Source organism: Enterococcus sp. AZ197, from assembly GCF_050556405.1.
In the GTDB taxonomy this organism is placed as follows: domain Bacteria; phylum Bacillota; class Bacilli; order Lactobacillales; family Enterococcaceae; genus Enterococcus; species Enterococcus faecalis.
Genome location: NZ_CP187874.1, coordinates 58,450 through 80,233, shown reverse-complemented (window position 1 = coordinate 80,233; position 21,784 = coordinate 58,450). Strand labels below are relative to the sequence as shown.

General features: G+C 30.5%; 22 protein-coding genes and 2 pseudogenes. 10 read left to right on the top strand and 14 right to left on the bottom strand.

Going from position 1 to position 21,784, the window contains the following annotated elements; translation table 11 throughout:
* Positions 1-311: 311 nt before the first annotated feature.
* The 3 genes from IGK82_RS13715 to IGK82_RS13705 all read right to left on the bottom strand — a co-directional run bounded on the left by IGK82_RS13715 (position 312) and on the right by IGK82_RS13705 (position 3,392).
* Positions 312-842: a GNAT family N-acetyltransferase gene (locus IGK82_RS13715; protein WP_016622478.1), complete on the bottom strand. Its 531-nt coding sequence runs from the start codon at positions 840-842 to the stop codon at positions 312-314.
* Between the two features lie 274 nt (positions 843-1,116).
* Positions 1,117-2,310 (bottom strand): ATP-binding protein, encoded by a 1,194-nt coding sequence (locus IGK82_RS13710; protein WP_025194140.1) that lies wholly within the window; start codon positions 2,308-2,310, stop codon positions 1,117-1,119.
* A gap of 122 nt (positions 2,311-2,432) precedes the next feature.
* A complete protein-coding gene (locus tag IGK82_RS13705) occupies positions 2,433-3,392 on the bottom strand; it encodes a LacI family DNA-binding transcriptional regulator (protein WP_016622480.1) in 960 nt (319 codons plus the stop codon).
* Between the two features lie 89 nt (positions 3,393-3,481).
* On the opposite strand from IGK82_RS13705, the gene IGK82_RS13700 reads away from it, so the two are divergent.
* The gene (locus IGK82_RS13700; protein ID WP_016622481.1) at positions 3,482-3,859 is read left to right on the top strand and encodes a VOC family protein; all 378 of its coding nucleotides are present in this window, start codon (positions 3,482-3,484) and stop codon (positions 3,857-3,859) included.
* A 187-nt stretch (positions 3,860-4,046) separates the two neighbouring features.
* Here the strand turns inward: IGK82_RS13700 and IGK82_RS13695 are convergent, their stop codons facing one another.
* From IGK82_RS13695 to mazE, 8 genes are all read right to left on the bottom strand, one after another.
* The gene (locus tag IGK82_RS13695; RefSeq protein WP_016622482.1) at positions 4,047-4,328 is read right to left on the bottom strand and encodes a hypothetical protein; all 282 of its coding nucleotides are present in this window, start codon (positions 4,326-4,328) and stop codon (positions 4,047-4,049) included.
* A gap of 235 nt (positions 4,329-4,563) precedes the next feature.
* Complete coding sequence (locus tag IGK82_RS13690; protein ID WP_016622483.1) at positions 4,564-5,196, bottom strand: YfbR-like 5'-deoxynucleotidase; 633 nt, start codon at positions 5,194-5,196, stop codon at positions 4,564-4,566.
* A gap of 150 nt (positions 5,197-5,346) precedes the next feature.
* The gene (locus IGK82_RS13685; protein WP_016632613.1) at positions 5,347-8,010 is read right to left on the bottom strand and encodes an HAD-IC family P-type ATPase; all 2,664 of its coding nucleotides are present in this window, start codon (positions 8,008-8,010) and stop codon (positions 5,347-5,349) included.
* Positions 8,011-8,522: 512 nt separating this feature from the next.
* Complete coding sequence (locus IGK82_RS13680) at positions 8,523-9,320, bottom strand: GH25 family lysozyme (RefSeq protein WP_016622485.1); 798 nt, start codon at positions 9,318-9,320, stop codon at positions 8,523-8,525.
* Between the two features lie 206 nt (positions 9,321-9,526).
* Positions 9,527-10,129: a protein adenylyltransferase Fic gene (gene fic, locus IGK82_RS13675; protein WP_010821245.1), complete on the bottom strand. Its 603-nt coding sequence runs from the start codon at positions 10,127-10,129 to the stop codon at positions 9,527-9,529.
* Positions 10,130-10,376: 247 nt separating this feature from the next.
* Positions 10,377-11,315, bottom strand: a complete 939-nt coding sequence (locus IGK82_RS13670) for a hypothetical protein (RefSeq protein ID WP_016622486.1) — start codon at positions 11,313-11,315, stop codon at positions 10,377-10,379.
* A 111-nt stretch (positions 11,316-11,426) separates the two neighbouring features.
* Entirely contained in the window at positions 11,427-11,768 is a 342-nt protein-coding gene (locus IGK82_RS13665; protein WP_010775693.1) for a type II toxin-antitoxin system PemK/MazF family toxin, read from the bottom strand.
* Positions 11,768-11,998: a type II toxin-antitoxin system PemI/MazE family antitoxin gene (gene mazE / locus IGK82_RS13660; RefSeq protein ID WP_010775692.1), complete on the bottom strand. Its 231-nt coding sequence runs from the start codon at positions 11,996-11,998 to the stop codon at positions 11,768-11,770. The genes IGK82_RS13665 and mazE overlap by 1 nt, the downstream gene beginning before the upstream one ends.
* A 203-nt stretch (positions 11,999-12,201) precedes the next feature.
* Here mazE and IGK82_RS13655 point away from each other — a divergent pair, with 203 nt between their 5' ends.
* From IGK82_RS13655 to IGK82_RS13640, 4 genes are all read left to right on the top strand, one after another.
* Positions 12,202-12,822 (top strand): recombinase family protein, encoded by a 621-nt coding sequence (locus IGK82_RS13655; protein WP_430605181.1) that lies wholly within the window; start codon positions 12,202-12,204, stop codon positions 12,820-12,822.
* The gene (locus tag IGK82_RS13650; protein WP_430605180.1) at positions 12,812-13,123 is read left to right on the top strand and encodes a hypothetical protein; all 312 of its coding nucleotides are present in this window, start codon (positions 12,812-12,814) and stop codon (positions 13,121-13,123) included. Before IGK82_RS13655 ends, IGK82_RS13650 begins: the two co-directional genes overlap by 11 nt.
* On the top strand, positions 13,110-13,331 hold the full coding sequence (locus IGK82_RS13645) for a hypothetical protein (RefSeq protein ID WP_430605179.1): 222 nt from the start codon (positions 13,110-13,112) through the stop codon (positions 13,329-13,331). The genes IGK82_RS13650 and IGK82_RS13645 overlap by 14 nt, the downstream gene beginning before the upstream one ends.
* Before the next feature lie 421 nt (positions 13,332-13,752).
* Complete coding sequence (locus IGK82_RS13640) at positions 13,753-13,953, top strand: hypothetical protein (protein WP_010709164.1); 201 nt, start codon at positions 13,753-13,755, stop codon at positions 13,951-13,953.
* A gap of 133 nt (positions 13,954-14,086) precedes the next feature.
* Here IGK82_RS13640 and IGK82_RS13635 read toward each other — a convergent pair whose 3' ends face one another.
* Complete coding sequence (locus IGK82_RS13635; RefSeq protein WP_240186078.1) at positions 14,087-14,215, bottom strand: preprotein translocase subunit YajC; 129 nt, start codon at positions 14,213-14,215, stop codon at positions 14,087-14,089.
* A gap of 299 nt (positions 14,216-14,514) precedes the next feature.
* On the opposite strand from IGK82_RS13635, the pseudogene IGK82_RS13630 reads away from it, so the two are divergent.
* The 5 genes and pseudogenes from IGK82_RS13630 (at position 14,515) to IGK82_RS13610 (ending at position 19,079) form a co-directional block, all read left to right on the top strand.
* A pseudogene (locus tag IGK82_RS13630) lies at positions 14,515-14,698 on the top strand (leucocin A/sakacin P family class II bacteriocin).
* Between the two features lie 16 nt (positions 14,699-14,714).
* Positions 14,715-14,999, top strand: a complete 285-nt coding sequence (locus IGK82_RS13625) for a bacteriocin immunity protein (protein ID WP_016622697.1) — start codon at positions 14,715-14,717, stop codon at positions 14,997-14,999.
* Positions 15,000-15,209: 210 nt separating this feature from the next.
* Positions 15,210-16,001, top strand: coding sequence for a CPBP family intramembrane glutamic endopeptidase (locus IGK82_RS13620; RefSeq protein ID WP_016622696.1), 792 nt, complete (start codon positions 15,210-15,212; stop codon positions 15,999-16,001).
* A 664-nt stretch (positions 16,002-16,665) separates the two neighbouring features.
* Positions 16,666-17,982, top strand: a pseudogene (locus IGK82_RS13615) (Y-family DNA polymerase).
* Positions 17,983-18,779: 797 nt separating this feature from the next.
* Positions 18,780-19,079 carry a hypothetical protein gene (locus IGK82_RS13610; RefSeq protein WP_016622659.1) on the top strand — a complete coding sequence of 100 codons (300 nt, stop codon included), beginning with the start codon at positions 18,780-18,782 and terminating at the stop codon, positions 19,077-19,079.
* 718 nt (positions 19,080-19,797) lie between these two features.
* Here IGK82_RS13610 and IGK82_RS13605 read toward each other — a convergent pair.
* Both IGK82_RS13605 and IGK82_RS13600 read right to left on the bottom strand, forming a co-directional pair.
* On the bottom strand, positions 19,798-20,340 hold the full coding sequence (locus IGK82_RS13605; protein WP_016622199.1) for a hypothetical protein: 543 nt from the start codon (positions 20,338-20,340) through the stop codon (positions 19,798-19,800).
* Between the two features lie 9 nt (positions 20,341-20,349).
* Positions 20,350-21,201: a ParA family protein gene (locus IGK82_RS13600; protein WP_010829216.1), complete on the bottom strand. Its 852-nt coding sequence runs from the start codon at positions 21,199-21,201 to the stop codon at positions 20,350-20,352.
* Positions 21,202-21,784: the final 583 nt, after the last annotated feature.

Here is a 21,784-nt window from a genome sequence, read left to right as displayed (position 1 = left end):
GTAAAAATTATACTTGTTAAAGAAAATTATTCGTTTTTTAGTGATATTTAAGGAAGTTTAAATGATTAATAACTCACATTGTTCGTTTTTTGATTTTTTATTTATGTATAATTATCATTAGATTCACGTTCATGAAGCGTTTATGTAGTAGATTTACATATTCTTAATGACCGATTTAAGTGTGTGACTGTACGGATGTTTTATTTTATAACGGTTACGTTTCTTTTTAGATTTTTGGGATTAAAAGTACTAATTTTTCGGTAAATCCAGATAACAACATGCAATAGGAGCTAATACCAGCTCCTATTGCATTATTCATTAAAAGCATCAGAATATTTTATTGTTCCACTAATTGAATCTAGTGCATCATCATATAATGGTTTTATCATAAATAGTTCATCGGAGACATCAAAAGGTGCCTCGATATTGTATTTACTTGCTGGCATATAGCCAAATCTAGGATAATAGTCAGGATGGCCAAGAATGCTGATGAATCGATAATGCATTTCTGTCGCTGCTTTTTCTAACTCTATTAATATTTTACTTCCTATTCCTTTATTTTGATGATTAACTGCCACATCAAGTGGAGCCAAAACTAATCCCACATGAGCAACATTGTCAGAATCAATAATTTTTACTTCACTTAATAATCCATGACCTATTATAGAGTTATCATTGTCAACAGCAACCATTTCTAAAGCAGGAATGTATGTGGTACTAGCGCGTATCTTATCGACTAATTCAGCTTCGTTACCATATCCATGCTCCGTATGTTCAAAAGATTCTCGAATCATTTTAGAAACTATTGAAAAATCTTTTTTATCTATTTTTCTAATTTGCATGCTTTGTACTTTCCCTTCTATCAAGTTTAAATTTTAAGAAGCTATATGATTACCAAAAGTAAACATAAGTTTGTCAAACAAAAACCTCCTTAAGTTGTTGCTTTAATCATAATAACTTAAGGAGGTTTCAACAGCAACAGTGGTATAGAAACTCGTAAACAGTGTATATGTTTCTTTTATCTTGAACAAATATAATACATAAATAGAAAGTCAGCTTAACGGTCATTCACTACTGTATTTTTGTAATTGTTCATCTAATACTAATAAATTTTGACTATTCATCCAATAACCAATCTACAATATAAATAATTGGAATACCATTTATTTGCTCTATATCATGATACCTACCAGTTATAACTATTTTTTTATAGTTGTCTTTGATATTTAAAAGATTATCAGTTTCATGTGTGTTATTTGGTAATTCATAAGTTACTTGGACGTAAAGAGTCTCGTCTAATCTTCTTGCAACAAAATCAATTTCTTTATTATCGAGTCTGCCAACGTCTATAGTGTATCCTCTTCTTTTTAATTCTATAAAAACAATATTTTCTAAACGGTTACTATAATTACCGTCTTTTCTGCCTATAGCATTTCTACGTAATCCAGAGTCTACAATAAAATATTTCCCGTTAGTTCTAAGATACTCTCTTCCTCGAATGTCATACTGTTTTACTCGATAAAATAGATAACCATTCTCAAGTAAATCTAGGTATCGATTTACTGTATGAGCAGTCGTTTCAACACCTTCGCTCTTTAAAGTATTAACGATTTTTGAAGAATTAACTAACTGACCAACATTATCTGACAAAAAACTAATGATTGATTTTAAAGCAGTAGGATCTTTTACACCAGATCTCAATGCAACATCATTTAAAACGATTGTATCAAAGATTCCAGATAAAATAGTATCTTTAATAGCCTCTTCTGCAATAACAACACTAGGAAATCCACCATATTTTTCATACTCATCATAAGCACTATCTATTTTACGAGAATTTACTTCAATTCCTTTTACACTTAAAAACTCTTGGAAAGAAAGTGGATAAATCGGAATTTCAATATAGCGACCACTTAAAAGCGTAGCTAATTCTCCTGAGAGCATATTTGCGTTTGATCCTGTAATAATGATATCGCTATCATAACTAACACGAATACCATTAACAACTCTTTGCCAACCTTCCACAACTTGGATTTCATCGAACAATAAATATATTTTTTTATTATCTTTAGGAAGTAATTCCTTGATCTTTTTACGAAATTTTTCTTCAGTCTTAATTGCTTGATATTCAAAACTTTCAAAATTAATGTAAATTATATGGTCTTCAGACACATCTTCTTCTAGTAAATATTCTTTAAAAAGCATTAATAAGACTGACTTTCCGGAACGACGAACTCCCGTAATAACTTTAATGAAGTCAGAATCTTTAAACTGAATAAGCTGATTAAGATAAATAGGTCTTTGAAACACTTTTTCCACTCCTTTGAACTAAACTTCTATTACACGAATATTTTAGCATTATTTGAAGTTTACTTCAAATAATGCTAATTTTTTAGTAGTATAAATTCAAAAAAAGAAAATGACTAACTATATTATTCTAAATGACCACGAAATAAAATATTAGGTGTAAATGATTTACTTTCTTGTTCAACGTCAGAAACTATGTGTGTAACGAGGAGTTCACCAATTTCAGTTAAACGAAAATCGATAGAAGAAAAGTTCAAAGTTTGACTATACGGTGTGTTTCCTTCTCCAATAATTTGATAATCTTCTCCATGTTTAATCTTATTCTCGTTAAAAGCCTTAATAACACCTGCTGCTATTTGATCACCGCTCGTATATATTATTTCAGGAACATTTTGAGATTTTGCCAAATGTTTACCTAACTGATAACCATCATTAAAGCTTTTAATTCCAATGAAAAAATCTTTATTTTCTATGGGTTCAGTAAAATAATTTTGGAAAGACTTAATTTTATTTAGAGAGCTTTTACTAACCTCTGGTGATCGTTCTAAAGTAAACACAGTTCTTTTCTTACCTAGCGTTTTTAAATGACCAAATAAAGTTTTATACGCAGCTGTTCTATCAGGATAAATCATAGTTATATCTCTGTTATCTAGCTTTTCAGCAGAGACTATTTTCCCATATTTTTGTAAATCTATAATTATATTTTCTGGAGCATTTATGGAAGCTAGAATTAGACCGTCTATGACTTTACGACGAAACATTTCATAGTAGTTTTTTTCAGTAATAAATTCATAATAACTAGGCAATACCATAACATGATAGTCTTTTTCTTTTGCATTTAATAAAATCGAGTTTAACAGTTCGTCATAACAATTATCATACGCTGGCAACAAGACACCTAGAGTATATGTTTTTCCAGTACTAAGACTAATAGCATTACCGTTCGGAATATAACCTAACTCGTCTGCAATTTTTTTAACACGTTGTCGTAACTTATCAGAAACATATTTTTCATCATTTAATACTCGGGAAACAGTCGTTTTTGAAACTCCAGCAATTTTTGCAATATCTGAAATAGTATGCATTTTTTTCTCCTTGACTTGGAACGCGTTCCATAAATTATAGTAATCTTACAATAAATTTTACAAAATAAACAGGAAGAAGTGAATATCAAATGGAAATTGAACATATCGGACTTTGGGTAAACAATTTAGAAATGATGAAGGATTTTTATACAACTTACTTTAACGCTACTGCAACTGAACTTTACCATAACTCTAAAACAGGCTTTCGTTCTTATTTTTTAATTTTTAAAGATGGTGCCCGTTTGGAGATTCAAAATAAATCTGGATTAGTTGATGGTAATAATTTTTCTTTAGGTTTTGCTCACCTAGCAATTAAAGTTGGTGAAGTATCAGACGTAAATCGAATGACTACGCAATTCATTAAAGATGGATTTGAAATATTAAATGGCCCTAGGTGGACTGGTGATGGTTATTATGAATCTATAGTAAAAGATCCTGAAGGAAATCTACTAGAATTAACCATTTAAAAAAAGGGAATTAAATTATTTTTATTTGGTATAGAAGTAATATTATTTAATTCGAACGATTTATTAGGAATTTAAAATTAAGAAACTATACTATCCTTTAGTAACATTTATAATTATTTAGAATTAGTTATGCACTAGCAGATACTTTTACTGAAACAAAAAAGACTTGAACTTTAAGTCTTTTTTATTAATAAGTTAGCAGCTGTAAATTCTTTTGAATATACGAGAAGAGTCCTGTACCATATTCAAAAATCTTCCAAGTAACCCCTAAGTATTCAAAAGACCACCTTTGTCCTCCAAAATAATTATCGAAAACCTGCTTTTCGATTTCATTCAGTGGAATCATTCTTAATTTTCCACGATCACTGCCAGTAAGACTCTTCAAGACCAAAGTATCTCCTTCAATTGTTAAACGTACATAGATCAATTGATTACCTTTTTCTCCTTGTATTTCGATATTTGTAAACATTTTCTTCCCTCCTCTATTTTTACAAATTTAGAATAAATGATGAAACTGGTTCCATAGCAAGGAAAAAATATAGTTTTTTTCTTATTGTTCAAGTTTAAATAGAATAATCTATTTAAATACCTAATAAATAATACAAAAAAAACCTAAAAGTTAGATTTTTATATCTAACTTTTAGGTGTTACTGCATATGAAAAAGAATTTTTCTATTCTAAAAATTTTTTTAATTATTAGATATTCAATCATTAAGGATAGCTTCTATTTCTTTTTGAAACGAAAGTTTACCATAAAAATCATCTTGGATTAGTTCTGGAAAAATATTTTCAAAAAAATATTCGACACTACTTAGCGTTCTATATTGTTTTACGGTTATTACTGCATCGAAAAACATATCCTTAAATACATTATCTGGATTTGATTTAGAAATTTCTTCGTATGATTCATACATTAAGTCTATTTTATCTGCAACGGATAAAATTTGACCTTCCAAAGTATCATCTTTTCCTTCTGAAAGTCTTCTTTGATAAATTTTTTGAAACTCATTAGGAATTTCTTGATTTATAAAAGCTTCTGTCATGCTTTCTTCAACAGAAGCTAACATGCTGCGTAATTCTTTATTAGCATATTTCACTGGTGTTTTTATATCACCAATAAATCTTTCCGTATAATCATGATTTAGACTCTTTTCATAGAGAGTTTGCCAATTAATATTATTCCCGGACAACTCTTCTATATCAGCTAAAGTTTGAGCAATCATTGCTACTCTAAATGAATGGGCAGCTACTGTGTGTTCAGTATATTTAAAAAAACCTGGAGCTCTCCTTATTTTTTCTAAATTGGCTAATCCTGTTAAAAATGCATTTAATCCCATTACTAAATCATCTCCTGAAATGTATATTCACTTTTATGCCAATTATAGCACAAGAGAACATACAGTTATTATCCACCAACTGCTTTTACACTAAAAAATTCGACTAGATTTTTCTAGTCGAATTTTTATTTTTTGTCTGATATATTGCTATTACGTTTGTTTATTTGTTTTTAGCCTAAGTAACTTGTCAATTTCTGTGATAATAAGAATGACAATACCCGATGCAATCGAAATACCCCAGGGAATTATTGACATCCCAGAAGTGTAAAACAAAGATTGCATAAATGGGACATAGGTCAAAATTAGCTGAAGAACAATCATAATCAAAATTATTACAAAGGCTTTTGGATTACTAAAGAAACTTTTTGATATTACCGGTTGACTAGTACGAATATTGAATAAGTAGAATATCTTACTCAATACCACAACATTAATCATCATAGTACTAGCAACTGCTTGGCTAACACCTTCTGCTAATAACCATTCATATGAAATAATACTTATCAGAGCCATCAAAACCGATACGTAAGCCATTTGCCATATATCATGATTGTTTAACAAACGATTCCCATTTTTACGTGGTTTTCTATGCATAATCCCCTTTTCAGCAGGCTCAAAGATAAAAGCAAACTGAATTGTAATTGCTGATACCATATTAATCCATAATAATTGTGTTGGTTGTAATGGCATTTCTTTTTGCGTCAAAATTGTAAAAGCAATGATTAAACCTTCAGCAAAAGATGTTGGCAGAAGGAATAATATGCTCTTCTTGATATTATCGTAAATTCTTCTACCTTCTCTGATGGCTACAGACATTGTTCCAAAATTATCATCTGTTAGAATCATATCCGCAGAATCTTTTGCAACATCAGTTCCGTTCATTCCCATGGCTACACCAATATCTGCTTTCTTTAAAGCGGGAGCATCATTGACACCATCACCCGTCATTGCAGTTACTTTTCCACTTTCTTGTAAAGCTTCCACAATATCCATTTTATTTTTTGGTGTGGTTCTTGCAAATACTTGATTATACAACACTGCATTCTTAAACTCATCGTGTGACATACTGTCAAGTTCTGCACCAGTGACCACGTTTATCTTAGGAGCTAAACAAAGTTTTTCACCTATTGCTTTGGCTGTTAAAGGATGGTCACCCGTTATCATCTTGACATGCACACCCGCACGATTCATTTCTTTTAAGGCATGAATAACTTCTTCTCTTGGAGGGTCAATGATTCCTGCAATTCCCAGTAAATCTATACCCTGACTAAGTAATTCATGTGTCACTTCCTCAATATCTGAAGAGACTTTTTTGAATCCAACAGCAACAACTCTTTTTCCTTCCTCAGAAAGTTCTGTTACTTGTTGAAACCAATATTTCTCGTCAAATGAAGAATCAAAAGATTGTGCCATTGGAAAAAGTTTATCGGGAGAACCTTTTATAAAAATAATCCGTTCTTTGTGACTATTTTCAACAAGCTTTGCCATGTATCGATAGTCTGAGTCAAATGGTAACATGTCTATTTCTTCATAGTCTGGTTTCTCAGGATAAGAATATTGCTTATAAAACAACGTTAAGAAAGAACCATCTGTAGGCTCTCCATTAATTGTCCAACGGTCCTCTTCTTTCACCAGCACCGTATCATTAGCTTCAAACCCAGCTTCTAAAAACAATTCAAGTTGGTTATCGACTACAACTGGAGAATCATTATGAAGAATCTCTCCTTTGGGTTTGTATCCATCTCCTGTAACTTGAAGATATTTTTTGTAAAAAATAATATCTTTAACAGTCATTTCATTTTTAGTTAAAGTTCCTGTTTTATCTGTAGCTACAACATCTACAGAGCCTAATGTTTCTACAGCAGGCAAGGTCTTAACTATTGTATTCTTGTTCTTAGCCATATCACTCACACCCATTGCTAGAACAACGGAAGTTGTGGCTGGTAATCCCTCAGGGATAGACCCCACAATCATTGTAACTACGGCAAGAGATAGCACTGACAAAGAATAAGTCTCTAAAATCAAACTAAAAACAAACAAAGCTATTGCTACCGCCATGATGACATAAGTAATTCCTTTACCTAAGCCATCTATCTCTTTCATGAGTGGAGTTTTTCTAGTTTCCGTATTATTAACATCAGTTGATATTTTTCCTATTTCAGTCTTTTCACCAATTGAAGTTACAACTCCTATGCCACTACCAGAAGTAACAGAAGTTGAAGCAAAAGCTAAATTAACTCTTTCAGCAAGTGGTATGCCTGTCGTTTCTAAAGATTCTTCAGTCTTCTCTACAGAATCAGGTTCACCAGTCAGAGCAGATTCTTGGATCCTCAAATTATCGGCTTCAACGATTCTTAAATCCGCTGGAACATTATCACCAGCTTCTAAAAAGACAACATCACCAACAACTACTTCTTCGGAAAGAATATCTTTTCTGATCCCGTCTCTATACACAGTTGCCTCAGAAGATAGCATTTCTTGGATTCGCTCTAAAGCGTCTGAGGCACTTGCCTCTTGATAATAGCCAATCAGTGCATTGACAATAACCACTAATGCAATAATAAGGGCATCTGAGATATGTCCCATTATCAATGTAAGCAATGCCGAAAACAATAAAATATAGATTATCATGTTATTAAATTGTCTAAGAAGTAGTTTCCATTTTGGTATCTTCTTTGACTCTAATTTATTTAATCCGTAAATTAACAAACTTTCTTTAACTTGTTTATCTGTTAAACCATTTTCTAAATCTGATATATTGTATTTTCTTAATACTTCATTAATATTTAATTGGTATATATTTTTTTCTTCCATAAATTATTTTAAACCCCTATCTTAATATAGTTAAACACAAAAAAGCCCATCTATTACTATCCTGGTAATGAAAAGTAATTTTTGATGCACTACTGTATTCTTATTCAATTAAGAAATAGGATAAACATACTAAAGTTCTCTGCTCACCTTCTATCGAATCACTTGTCAATTAAACCACCTCCTTTAATATAAATATAAGAATACAGAATCATGAATAACTTTGCAAGCTTTTACTTGAAACTAACAAACAAAAACCTGCGTTGAATAATTTACATTTAAATATATAACATAATAACTAATGTATTTAAGATACTAAAATTTAGCTCATTTTATTTGTATATGTTAAAATTCTATTATGTAAAGTATGTTATTCACTTCTTTACAAATCTATCTTAGTCTTAGACAGTCGGCGGAAAACGACTGTCTATTTATCTGGTGAAGTATTTTAGGTATGTTTATTCAGTGGTCGATTAGACAGAAAGAAGAGCGATTCTAAAAAGAATCGCTCTTTTTTAGTTAGTAGTAAAGCGTCCTAGGTAATCTACGTTGAAGTCAAAGTTAGATCCAGGAATGAAATCAAAAGAACCTTGACTACTCCATTGCCAAGCGGCTGTATCTGTGTGCAATAAGTTATTAGCACTTGGGTTCGCCGGCCATTCTGCTACCCAACTATTTTCTTTACCTAAAACGTCATATTCCATCCAATTATTATTGAACCAACTAGCGCTAGAATAATGGACAACATTTTTGAAGCCACGTTTTGCTAATTGATCTCTAAAGTAGACAGAAACTTTTGTGGCATCTGCGTTAATCATTGGTGTGGTTTCTGCATCATTAACCATGACACTATTTTGGGATAGTCCTAATTCTTCTGCGTAATCCGCATAGTAATTGGCTTGATCAATTGCTTCTTGTTGATTTTCAAACCAAGAAAAATGATATGTTGAAACAGTTAGACCTGCTTTTTTGGCATTGGTAATTTGACTAGGGGCTAACGGGTTTTTGTAGGTTGTTCCTTCAGTTAATTTAACTACTACGCCTTTAATTCCCATGTTTTTCATCTTTTGAAATTGTTCTACAGAAATCTCTCCATTATGAGAGGAAATATCGATAAAATCCACTCTAGGAGGTGTTTCACTGAGGCTGCGTTTACTTCTTAGTAAGGAATAATTGACAGGGTCATTTTGAGCAAAACTTCCTAATTCATAGTTACTCGTCACAATATTTTTTGCTTCTGCTGGAATACTCGTTATAAGACCTCCAAAAGTTAGGCCTATTCCTAGAACAAATAATTTAGCTGAAATTTTCATTTAACCATTCCCTTCTTCTGTTGTATGGTACATTAATAGGATAGATCATTAATGAAAAATAATAAATGTTTTTTATTATTACATATAAAAGGTTAAGTTAAACGGTTTTAACAATGAACGCTTGTAAGACATATAAACTACTAGTCTCATTGGTAAGTGCTGCATGCGTAACAACTTGAATTTTTCTTTAAAATGAAGCCTTTAATTTATAAGTCCTCAACATTGTATTCGGTGTATCCTTCATAATAATAGCTAATATCAATACCCTTCATGAAGATTTCTCTATCATTAATTTTATCAGTTAAAGCATTTGAGATTAAATATTTAATTTCCAAATCTTTGACTGGACTTCTTTCCATTGCAGATAAATAATCTTCTTTATCAATTAAGTTCCAATCTACAACCTGCTTTAATTCTTTTTTCAAAATTAAGTCTAACCATATTCTCGTTGCTCTACCATTGCCCTCACGAAAAGGATGTGCAATGTTCATTTCAACATATTTGGCTACAATTTCATCTAAATTTCTTTGGGGCATTTTATCTATATGTTCTAAAGCGATTTCTAGGTACATTACTGGTGCAAAGCGAAAATTTCCTTTAGAAATATTTTGACTTCTAACTTTACCTGCAAATTCATAAATATCTTCAAACAAATAATTATGAATATATGATAGCCCTTTGAATGTTCCAATTTCTACTCTGTCAATATCTCCAGAGTCATATAATTGTTTTGCCTTTTCTTTACTGACACGTTCCTCAACTCTGTTTAACTCAAGTTGGTTAATAATACCTAATTTGTTTTCTAACAACTGAATTCACCGCCTATTAATTATTAATCCTTTTTTTTCAATAACTCTTTCAACTTTCATGCTAAGTTTTTCAATGTATTTTAGCACGAAATCTACATAACAATCAAAAATATAAAGACACTTGCTATTCCCATTTTTTCATATGGTAAAAATAAACTCAATGCCATTTTTGAGATATGCTGCATCGTCATGATAGATTATTGATGATGTATAATAAACACTTTTTTTCTACATATAAGATATTAATTTATATAGTTTTAACGATGAATGCTTGTAAAATATCTAATTTACTAGTTTCATTAGTAAGTGCTGCATTCCTAACAACTTGTATTATTCTTTTAGATGAAATTTTTAATAACCCTATTTCTTTAGGAAGCTGTTTAAGTGCAATGAGTGAGATATCTTCAGGAACAACGACCCAGCTATAATTAGTTTTAGTATTTAAAATTATATTGTTAAGTTTGTTATCCGAAAAAACTATTTCGATGCTATGTGTATTTAATTCTTGTGTATATTTACTAGACACGTTTTCTAGCAATAAAAAATCTAAAGTAACAGATCTCATCAATAACGAAGAATAAAAAGAAAAATTGGGAATTAGCTTATAAACTGATTTTCCTTTGTGATATGAATTCTTAGCAATTTGTAACCACGAACCTTCTGACAATGCAAACGAAAAATCAGATATAGTAAATATTTGTTCGTCACTACTATCAATTTTGGAGTATCTATTCTTTTTAACGATTCCCCCACCCTCTTTAGCTTGAATCGTTTTAATAGTTGACCAAGTGTTTACTAAATCAGATCGCTTAATATCTTTTGCTAAAACTTGTTGCATTAATTCATCTTTTATTTGGCTGTTTCCTTGGCTAATTTTTTCTACTAATTCAAAGTTATCTGGACTGACTTCTACGTCCTCTATGTTAGGAACACTAACTCCCCTACTTCTTGCTCGTTGTTGGTAGTCAAAGTATATTTCTCCTGCTTTTTTTCTTTTCCATATTAGAGATTCAGTTACTCCTGTTACATATGCTAAATGTTTAATCCACTGTGTAAAAGAACTATACTCATTACGCCATAATTTACTATATTCTACTTCTCTTATTAGCTCGTATAGACGCACCCATGAATGAGTATCCTTAGACAATATTTCTTCAATTTCATGTTCTATTTTTCTTAGGTTCAATTTATCCTCCTTTCTGTCTATTTACTATAATACGTTATAGTAAATAAACGTTATAAAAAGAAAGAATTCATGAACATTAAATATTATATGTATTCTTTCTTCCTATTATAATTAAAAAATGTATTCAATGATTTGATCTATTTTAGCCATATCCTTTAATGGTAAATGTTCTATTTGGCTTAACTTTCTTTCTGTAAAATCTAAAGATTTTAATTGGGAAATAACGACTTGTCCATGAGTTTCCATTTCATCAGGTAATGTATAACGAGTGGGCATATTTTTAATTGTAGAAGTTATGGGACAAATTACTGCAAACATCGTCTTTCTATTAAACTCATATCTAGAAACTACTAGACCTGGACGTCTTTTCTGTATTTCTTTTCCAGCTGAAGTATCGAAATCTATCCATACAATATCGCCCTTTTTAGGAATATATTTCTTTTCGTCACTCATTAAAATAATTCTCTCCCTCCAGGTTCAATGTCATGCCATTCATCTTTTTCGTAGTACTCCCCTTCTGCTCCCCCACTAAATGGATCTTGTAATTTAGGAACTAACGTAATTGTCCCATCATCAGAATACATCACTATATATTCTTGGTCTGCTTTTGGTTTCTGTCCGTTGTTAGATGGTAATGTCAATACTACAGAACTTCCTTGTTTTCTAGATTTTGTGGTTAACATACAATCACCTCTTGTCTTTTATTATACTAAATAATTAAATAGTTTCAAACGCTTATATACTAAATTGAATTAACTTAGTGTAATTTAGTTAAATAATTGAGATTAGATATTTTAGGATTAATTTGTTAGGTTCAGAAACTTAAAAGTTTTTGACCTCTTTGTTTTTTCGTGATATACTTGGAATTATCAGGTGTCAAAAACTTATGTTCAGAAAAGGTGAAGAAATTTTGTCTATTTATGGTTATTCAAGAGTGAGTACTAGTAATCAAGATTACAAAACCCAGATTCAAAAACTAGAAAAATCCGGAGCAGAAAAAATATTCAGTGAAAAATATACGGGAACAAAAAAAGAAGGAAGAAAAGAATTAGAAGAACTACTATCTATTGTAAAACCTGGCGATAAAGTTTTAGTGACGAAAATTGATCGGCTAGCTAGAAGTATCGTTGATTTAAATTCGATTATCTCTTCTTTAAACCATTCAGGAGTGACTATCACCTTCTTAGATAATTCCCTAACCTTTGAGCCGAATAAAAGTGATTCTATGCAAACATTAATGATGAACATGTTAGGGAGTTTTGCACAATTTGAAAGAGATTTAATCGTGACAAGAACGCAAGAAGGAAAACAGTGGCACCGGTCAAATAATAAGAACTATCGAGAAGGACGTCCTAAAAGAGTGTTGAATGATAAATACAAACATGCACTAGAGTTAATGGAAACAAATAGCATGCGAGAAGTGGAAAGGAAAACAGGTATTTCTTTATCTACTCTCAAACGAATCAAGAAACAAGCAAAGGAAGAACAGTTACTTAATGAGAAATAATTCAGGAGTAGTTATTATGGAAAATAAAGAGAAGATTATTCAGATGTTGGAAAATCCTTTGATTTCAGAATACGGAATAGAAAAAATGTCAAATGGTCGGCTCTATTCTGCAAATTATCAAAGATACAAAAAACGTGTCGAAAAAGAAAATCAGCCAATGTTTATTTTTGATACGATGTCAGTAAAAGCGGAAAAACTATTATTAGAGTTGGCCGAAGAAGTATTACAAGTTCAGCCTAAGATAAAACAAGAATATAAAGAAATGGTTGCAAGATATAGCTTTAGAAATGGAGAGAATTAAGATGATTGTTCGAAAACAATATGATCATTGGGAAATAGAAATTACTACGTGGAATAAGACAAATGTAGTTACTTATGTTGATTGTGATTGTGGTCAATTGGCTAGAAGAGAGTTGGGAAAATATAATCATTTTAAGTGCAGTAGCTGTAAAAAAGAATATAAATTAAGCAACGGTTCTTATGTAGAAATACGCACAAAAAAGAATTGAAAAAAGGTAAAATCTTGATAAAATAATAATAGGCAACAACTATTTCCTCAATAGAATAGTGTCAGTATGTATAAAGTAATACCTCGAATTTTTTGTGGTTGTTGCTTTTTTATTTTAAAGTAGGATCTGGGTAGATTCTCTACTTATTTTTATTACGCCACCAGTGATAAATTCCTGTTAAGATAGTGGCTATATAAAAAAGGCAGATACTTAAGAAGAGTATATTCATGATTTCCTCCTAGTTAAATAAAAGTCATGAATAATTGTACCAAGATTTTTTAGGGAAGTTAAGATTGAAATAGGAAAGTAAATACGATAAAATTTTTATAGACTGTTACGTTGAAATTGTTCTTCAGAGACTATTTCTTCCAAACCACCTACTAGATAGGTGGTTTTAATTATTATTTTCGGAGGTTGTGTTTTGGCCAAAAAAAGTAAGGATTTAATAGATATCGGATCATTTGTGCATTGTCAATCTGTTATGGGACAAACGCTCAAAGGAAAAGTTGAAGTGATAAATCAATATACAGTGATCGTTTTTGATGGAGAATTTCGTCATGTGGTCACGAAAAAACAGTTGAAAGAATTAGGCTATTCTTTGCCAAATAAAAGAAAAAAATAAGCAGAGAGGGATTCCTTTCTGCTTATTTTTTCGTTCGTACAGATTGTTGATCGAAGTCGAAAAGTGCGCCTTCACAGTCAAGAGTTACCTTCTTTTTATCTGAAGATATTTCAGAAATTACTCCATGTAACCCTCAAATAGTCACAACAGCGTCTCCTGGTTGTAAATTGTTTAAAAAATCTTGTCGTTCTTTTTGTTGCTTTTTTTGTGTACGAAACAGATAAAAATACATAGCAACAATGACTAGCAGCATGATAAGCATCGGTTTCATTTCTCCTTGTTAATTTGAAAATTTTTATATAGACATCAAGGCTATTTTATAAAAAGAAAGTATTGATGGCAATATTTGTTTTGAATGAAATGGTACAATAATCAGGTAAAAAACAATTGAAATTGATGAATACCAACTTACAAAAATGTTAGGAAAATTCTTTTGTTTTAACATTTACAAAACTATACCAATAGTTCTATAATTTCTATATAGAAGACGTTTTCTAATTTTTATTTTCGAGGTGAACATTCATGAAAAAGAAATTAGTTAAAGGCTAAGTTATTTGTGACATGATTGGGATTGGTTTTACAGCATTAGGAACAAATGTAGAATCTGCAACGTATTACGGAAATGTTTTATATTGTAATTTGTAATAAGCAAAAATGTTGGCTAGACTGGAATAAAGCTTCAAGAGAAATTGGAAAAATTATTGTTAATGGTTGGGGTCAACATGGCCCTTGGGCTCCTAGATAGGAAGGATTAGTTTAAAATGGATAAACAACAAGAATTATTGGATTTACTTAGTAAAGCGTATGACGATCCTAAAATAAATGAATATGAGGGGGTAAAAAATAAGTTATTTGAATGTGCCAAAAGATTGACAACTAATGAAATAAATATCGGTGAAATCTGTTATAAATTAAGTACAATTCATAGTGAGTATTTAGCAAGACATCATTTTGAAATGCCTGAATCAATTATTGAATTGCAAAAATTTGTGACTAAAGAGGGCCAAAAATATAGAGGCTGGGCGTCTATCGGTATTTGGATCTAATCAATCTTTTTTTTATGACATATATAGATAACGAATGAAATCTTTTTTTTAGCAGAATATATCTTGGGTTAACCAAGATGTTATGAGAAACAAGTGTGCAAGAGTAATTTTATTTAGTAAATAGAAGTTAACTATACAGAGTATTGTGAACATTTCTATTGAAAGATAATTATTGGAAATTTAAATTATATAACAAAGAAGGAGAATTTTATGAATTACAATTATAAAAAGCTGTATAAATTAAGATATGTTTTATTTGTGTATTTTGGATTTATAATATGTGGTATTATCTTTCCATTTTTAGACTTACAAGAGGGGACTGTTATGAGCACGATTTACACATTAGGTACTTCGTCTATATTAGCTTATATTTCATTTTTATTAGTGGGAACAATTAAAATAACTAAAACTAAAATAAAATTCAGTGAAATAAGCAATATTTTATTTATTATTTTAGTATTATCTTTTTTTGTCCTTTCTTTTTTTTTCTTAGATAAATTGTATGATTTGAAAGAAATAATGACTGGAGGAGCAAAATTAGTTATTGTAGCAGGTGGAGTAGCATTGAGTGCAGGTATTCTAGAAGAATTTTTAATTAGAGTTCTTGCATTTACTATATTTCTTGATTTTTTTAAGAATAGTAAAAATAAGTTTTTGTTAGCAGGAGTTAGCTCATCTTTTTTATTTGGACTGATGCACTTAATTAATCTGTCAGGGCAAACCTTGACGGCTACATTGCAACAAGTATTTTATGCAACGGCTTTGGGGTTGGCATTTGCAGCAATAAGAGTATGGACTAATGGTATATGGTTAGCTATTCTTTTTCATGCTTTTTTTGACTTTCAACCAATGATAGCAGTTGGAGTGGCAACAGAAGATACTTGGGGATCAACTATTTTATTATTTTTACCTATTGCCATAGTTTCTATTATATGTTTTATTTCATTTGATAGGGATAGTTCGAATATATTGCTTTTAAGTAATAAAATGGATACTGACTAACGAAAAAATGTTGTTCAAAAATAATTTGGAGACGTCATTTCTTTGGATTTTTCTATTAATAAAGATATTTTCCAGAAGAAATGCTCAATATTCTATTTCGTTAAATATTTGAAAAAGTATTAATAGAAATTGAATAATAATATTTATTCGTGGGGGTATTTTAGTATTAGCTTTAGAAAAGAATCAGTCATGAGTTCTAACTAATTTTATAATCAAATAGAAAAAGGTTAATCAAATTAATTGGTGTGGTCTTTTCCGTTATAAATTTTGAGTACATCTAAAATTTATTTTTATGTAGCAGATTATACTTCAGAAATCAAAATAAAATCTATAAATGAAAGTGAAATTATACAAGATTTTTATGTTGATGCGGTATAATGAAGATTGAGATTTAAATATGAAGAATTAGAAATGGAAAATTCAGAATTTTTGTTCAAAGGCTTAGAATAATTGCAAAATTCCGTATAAAGCAACATAATGTAGTTGAATATAAACTAGTATATTTTGTATTTCCCCACTGTCTTGGATGACAGTGGGGTTCTTTATTCTGTTTGGAGAAAATTAATATGTATAATAAAAAATTTTACTGTTAAAACTAAACGCTGTTCGCTTGGTTGTGCGAACTTTAGTTCGTATAATGTTGAGTGGAAAGGTGGTTTTTTGTATGAAATTTGATTATTCCAAAGAACCTAGACGTGACATTCTGTGTATCGATGTAAAATCATTTTATTCGAGCGTAGAATGTGTATAACGTGGCTTAGATCCCCTCAAAACAATACTTATAGTAATGAGTGGGGCTGATAATGCAGGTGGATTAGCACTTGCTGCTTCTCCAATGGCAAAAAAAGTTCTAGGAATTTCTAATGTGACTCGTAAAGACGAAGTCCCTGATCACCTTGATTTATTAGTTGTACCACCAAGAATGAATGTGTATATGAAAAAGAATCAAGAAATCAATAATTTATATAAAAGATTCGTTGCCGACGAAGATCATTCTGTCTTTAGTGTAGATGAAAGTTTTTTAGATATTACTGCTTCTCTCTCCTACTTTAATTGTGATTCAGCATTTAAGTTGGCCAAAATTATACAGCGTGTGATTTATAATCATATGGAATTGTACGTAACTATTGGAATTGGAGACAATCCTTTGCTAGCTAAATTAGCATTAGACAATGAAGCAAAAAATACACCTGGTTTTGTAGCGGAGTGGAGATATGAAGATGTTCAAGAAAAAGTTTGGTCTATCTCCCCTATTACGGAATTTTGTGGCATTGGTAAGCGAATGGCTGCTCGTTTGAAGATGTCAGGAATTCAATCCATTCATGATTTAGCTCATGCAGATCCTTATATTCTAAAGCAACGTTTTGGTGTCATGGGTTTACAGCTGTACGCTCATTCTTGGGGTATTGATCGAAGTTTTTTAGGAGAAAAAAGACAAGTTGCTAAAGAAAAGTCTTTTGGAAATAGTCAGGTATTACCTAGAGATTACGCAAGAAGAGATCAAATTGAATTAGTGCTGAAAGAACTTTCAGATCAGGTAACAACTAGGTTGAGAAACTCAAACTGTCAAACGGAATGTGTATCTGTATTTGTAGGCTATTCTAAAGGACAAGTTGATTGACTGGGAAGGTCTGGTTGGCGAAAATAGCTTAAAATCTCTCGCAGCAACAACACAAAAGTGTTAACCGAGCATGTTTTAAAGCTTTTTCGAGAAAACTATGTTCCTGGAATAGACATTCGTAATTTAGGCGTTTCATTTGGAAAGTTGGTTTGGGATACTACCCTTCAGTTAGATCTCTTTTCTGTTCCTGAAGAACAAATTGTAGATACTCAGTTGGATTTTTTGATTGACAAAATACGTCAAAAATTTAGCTTTAAAGCATTGATACATGCTTCTTCTCTTTTAGATGGAGCAACAGCTGTGAATCGTTCGGGCTTAGTTGGCGGTCATGCCGGAGGAAACATTGGTTTGGAAAGATAAACTAAAAAAATTTGTTACTAAATCAAAAATAAGAGTATACTGGTATACTCTTATTTTTTTATAGGAAAAGCCAGACATAAAAGATTCAAAACATATTTATGCGCATGTTCACACGCATGAATATGTATATATTCAAATAAATATGATGCCCATAAACACACGCACACATATGCCCATATTTATTTGATCAATGAAAGATCTGATTGGGAACGATTAAACATTGCTGAAGGGCCCTCTAAACGTTACATTTGTGAAGGATGCTGTGTGGCTGTTTGGTAAGTAGAGTGTTAAATAATTTTGATAAATACAAGTGTTCCTGGTGTAAGCGAACGTATATGTTAGGAAAAGAGATTTATAGATGAAATAAAATACTGAAGTTTTTAAAAGTACATAGGGATATTTTGAATTTATGTTATAATTATTGCGGCAACTGCCAAGTAAGGTGGTGTAACTATGGCTGAGAAACTAATTTCGTTGATTATCTCACCGCTACTTGTGGGTCTAGTACTTTTTCTAGTTGATCGTTGGCTAGACGATTAGTCGATAATCCAAGCAGTTGCCTTTTAGCCCCAACGCTGAAGTCGCAACAGCGCCAAAAAGTCCTCCTACCGCAAATAGGAGGGCTTTTTGGTGTAACTATGCTGTTGAACTAATTTCGCTTCGCACCTATAGTATAACATATTATTTAAGGAGGTCAACAAAAAAATAAGCAGGAATGGCCTTCCCTTATTGCTTGGAGTTTGATAGAATATTACTGCGAGCGCATTAATATTTATTTAAAAGGAGGATTTCCCACCATGCCTAGAAAAACCTTTGTATATCCGCACCCTATCAACACATACATTATCAAGCAACTAGGGATTACTGTTGAAGAATTTTGTGAATTACACGCTTTCTCTCAAGGAACTGTTTCTTCTTGGATTACTCGCAACAAAAAAATTGAAACACTTCCTATCTCATTTATTTATTCTCTTTCCCTGTCTGCCAGCAAAACTATGGATCATGTTTATTCAGACCTTTTAAAACTGCAAGACGATTATTTGCTATACCTGGAACGTTACAGACGTACTAAAAAAATTATTGATGAAAAAGTTTAGTATAACAAGGGTTAAAAATATTTCTATTTTTTTTTAATCAATCAAAACCAAGTAACAGCAATCCTTATTTTTAGATTATTACGCCTTAGGATTATCTGTACAAACCTATCTATAAATAACAAGTTGGAGAAAAATTTCTGGCTGTTTATCCATTTCAAATTCTGCATTTTGTTTCTTTCTATTACTTATATATCAATATTTATCATGTATTACTTACCACTTTTAATACATTTAATTACTACCTTAAATCATTTTATCTAGTGCTTTTTCCCTATACTTATAACGTAAATAACGTTTTTATTTTATTTAGCTACTACTTTAATAGCATTTATATACCACCTTTTATTAAAATTCACTACTTATACATCAGTATTTAATATATACCACTTCTTCTTATTTACCTACCACTTTAGTCCGGTTTATTTACCACCTTTAATCTTTTTATCTAGTGCTTTTTTCCTATACTTATAACGTAAATAACGTTTTTATTTTATTTAGCTACTACTTTAATAGCATTTATATACCACCTTTTATTAATATATATTACTTATATATCAATATTTAATATGTTTTACTTCTTATTTGATTACCACTTTAAATATATTTTAATATACGTAGAGAAAGTGTATTAAAATTTTTACTTCTCTTTATATGTTTCACAAAAATCATTAAATAAAAAAATACCTACCATATTTATTTAAAGTGGTAGGTATTTTTTTTATTTTCTTATTTTATCGTTGATTCCCCATTGTTTCTTTATATCAGTAAACGTTTCTTGCTTTATTTCTTCAGACGAACGTATCACATTATTGTCTATATCTACATCAGGAATAATAGGATGAGCTTCTCTAAACAAATCTAATTCAAGGGCAACAGAATTAAGTAAATCATTTTTATCTTCTTGAGAAAGATTTAATCGAATATATTCATTTAAAGCTTTTCTCAATAATTCGTCTTTTTTCATATTTGTTTCATACTTTTCAACCATGATGCTTGCTGTAGCATTAGTAAGGGCAGATAATTTAACAGATTGCATTGCAGCGTAAACTTTATCAAATTTTGTTATTGGGGCACCTTTTCTTTTCTTTCGAATAGGTACTTCATGAGTTACAGAGCTTGTTTTCTGGCTTCTAAAGGTACTATTAGTCTTAGGAATATTACTTATAGTTGTTTCTCTTGCCCTCTCCTTTGATCGCTGCTTTATTTTATCTAGTCCTTTATTACTACTACCAAAGATACCTAAGTTTTTAATCTCAGCCATTCTTTACACCTACCCTTCATACCAATGTTCATGTTCTTCTAATTCGTCCAAAATGTTGATAAATAATTCATGGCATTTCTTATCCCATTGCTTTAATTTTCCTTTTTTAGTTAATTCAGTAGTGATACCTGATCCGTCATATCTTTTAAGTCGTGCATTTTTTAGCACAACGTTTTTAATTAAGTGCTCTCCATAGATTTCCTGTGCTTGTTGATACATTTCTTTATCTACGGAATCACCGCTTTCTAACATAAATGGAACAACACCAGCAACTTTTAAATTTGTATCAAATTCATTAGTAAAGAAGTCCATATATTCCAAATACTGCATAGCATTACGCATAGATTTAACTTGAGTTTGTAACACAACAATAGCCCAATCAGCTATATACATAGCTGATTTACTATAAATAGAAATTGATGGAGGTACATCCAAATAAATGACATCAAAATCATTAAATAGAGGAGATAATTTTTCTTCCATGTATTTAAACTTATCAATTGAATTAGGAAATCTATCTTTAATCCAATCATCGTATAATTCAAACGACATATCCGCAGGTAATATATACAGATTTTCAATAATCTTATAAATAGCATCATGTGGATCAATATTTGAAATAAGTACGTCAGTAATTGTATTTGTGTATTCGATTAACTCACCTTCCCCCCCACCCTCATCTTTAGAAAAATTCATATGCGTTAAGTTCATAACATCAGAAGTATTTCCTTGCATATCTAAATCAATGATTAATGTTTTTAATTCTTTGAATTTTGCTGACTCAAATCCAAACATTTGAGCACAAGTACTTTTACCGACGCCACCTTTAAAGTTACCAATTACATATTTCTTTGCTGCCATACATGCAACTTCCTCTCTAAGTACAATTTTATAAATATTATAACATACCACCTAAAATATAACTAGTTTAAATGCCACCAGAAGTATTTAAGGTAGTAATTAATTTCAATTAAATAATAATTACTGTGGTAATCAATTTATTTAAAGGTGGTAATTAATTAATTTATCTTTATATTTAAAGTGGTAGGCAATTTTTTTTAATCTACAAGAAGGTGGTAACTAATTATAATTTCGGTAGTAGATAATACACATATTTTTATATTTAAAGTGGTAATTAAATAAATTTAAAGTGGTAACTAATTCATTTAATTACTATCGTTATTACCAATAATTATACATTTACATACCAAAATAAGTAGTAATTAAATAAATTTAAAGTGGTAACTAATTGTTTATTAAAAGTAGTAGGTAATTCACTTTACAGTAGAGTACAATTATACATTCAGGTAGTAACTAAATAAATTATTTTTATATTAATGGTGGTGTGTAAATACTTATTTTATTAAGTTGAGGTGGTAACTAAATAGTTTCTAACAAGAATTAAAGTGGTAACTAATTTAAATAGCTATTATTATTGCTTGCC

What these genes read in the sequence shown, in the direction of transcription:
- IGK82_RS13685 (WP_016632613.1), bottom strand. Translation starts at nt 8,010, where the DNA reads ATGGAAGAAAAAAATATATACCAATTAAATATTAATGAAGTATTAAGA.
- IGK82_RS13650 (WP_430605180.1), top strand. Translation starts at nt 12,812, where the DNA reads ATGAGAAATAATTCAGGAGTAGTTATTATGGAAAATAAAGAGAAGATT.
- IGK82_RS13620 (WP_016622696.1), top strand. Translation starts at nt 15,210, where the DNA reads ATGAATTACAATTATAAAAAGCTGTATAAATTAAGATATGTTTTATTT.
- IGK82_RS13610 (WP_016622659.1), top strand. Translation starts at nt 18,780, where the DNA reads ATGCCTAGAAAAACCTTTGTATATCCGCACCCTATCAACACATACATT.
- IGK82_RS13600 (WP_010829216.1), bottom strand. Translation starts at nt 21,201, where the DNA reads ATGGCAGCAAAGAAATATGTAATTGGTAACTTTAAAGGTGGCGTCGGT.
- IGK82_RS13605 (WP_016622199.1), bottom strand. Translation starts at nt 20,340, where the DNA reads ATGGCTGAGATTAAAAACTTAGGTATCTTTGGTAGTAGTAATAAAGGA.
- IGK82_RS13665 (WP_010775693.1), bottom strand. Translation starts at nt 11,768, where the DNA reads ATGAGTGACGAAAAGAAATATATTCCTAAAAAGGGCGATATTGTATGG.
- IGK82_RS13690 (WP_016622483.1), bottom strand. Translation starts at nt 5,196, where the DNA reads ATGGGATTAAATGCATTTTTAACAGGATTAGCCAATTTAGAAAAAATA.
- IGK82_RS13680 (WP_016622485.1), bottom strand. Translation starts at nt 9,320, where the DNA reads ATGAAAATTTCAGCTAAATTATTTGTTCTAGGAATAGGCCTAACTTTT.
- IGK82_RS13655 (WP_430605181.1), top strand. Translation starts at nt 12,202, where the DNA reads ATGTTCAGAAAAGGTGAAGAAATTTTGTCTATTTATGGTTATTCAAGA.
- IGK82_RS13700 (WP_016622481.1), top strand. Translation starts at nt 3,482, where the DNA reads ATGGAAATTGAACATATCGGACTTTGGGTAAACAATTTAGAAATGATG.
- IGK82_RS13695 (WP_016622482.1), bottom strand. Translation starts at nt 4,328, where the DNA reads ATGTTTACAAATATCGAAATACAAGGAGAAAAAGGTAATCAATTGATC.
- mazE (WP_010775692.1), bottom strand. Translation starts at nt 11,998, where the DNA reads ATGTTAACCACAAAATCTAGAAAACAAGGAAGTTCTGTAGTATTGACA.
- IGK82_RS13715 (WP_016622478.1), bottom strand. Translation starts at nt 842, where the DNA reads ATGCAAATTAGAAAAATAGATAAAAAAGATTTTTCAATAGTTTCTAAA.
- IGK82_RS13705 (WP_016622480.1), bottom strand. Translation starts at nt 3,392, where the DNA reads ATGCATACTATTTCAGATATTGCAAAAATTGCTGGAGTTTCAAAAACG.
- IGK82_RS13635 (WP_240186078.1), bottom strand. Translation starts at nt 14,215, where the DNA reads ATGCTTATCATGCTGCTAGTCATTGTTGCTATGTATTTTTATCTGTTT.
- IGK82_RS13625 (WP_016622697.1), top strand. Translation starts at nt 14,715, where the DNA reads ATGGATAAACAACAAGAATTATTGGATTTACTTAGTAAAGCGTATGAC.
- IGK82_RS13645 (WP_430605179.1), top strand. Translation starts at nt 13,110, where the DNA reads ATGGAGAGAATTAAGATGATTGTTCGAAAACAATATGATCATTGGGAA.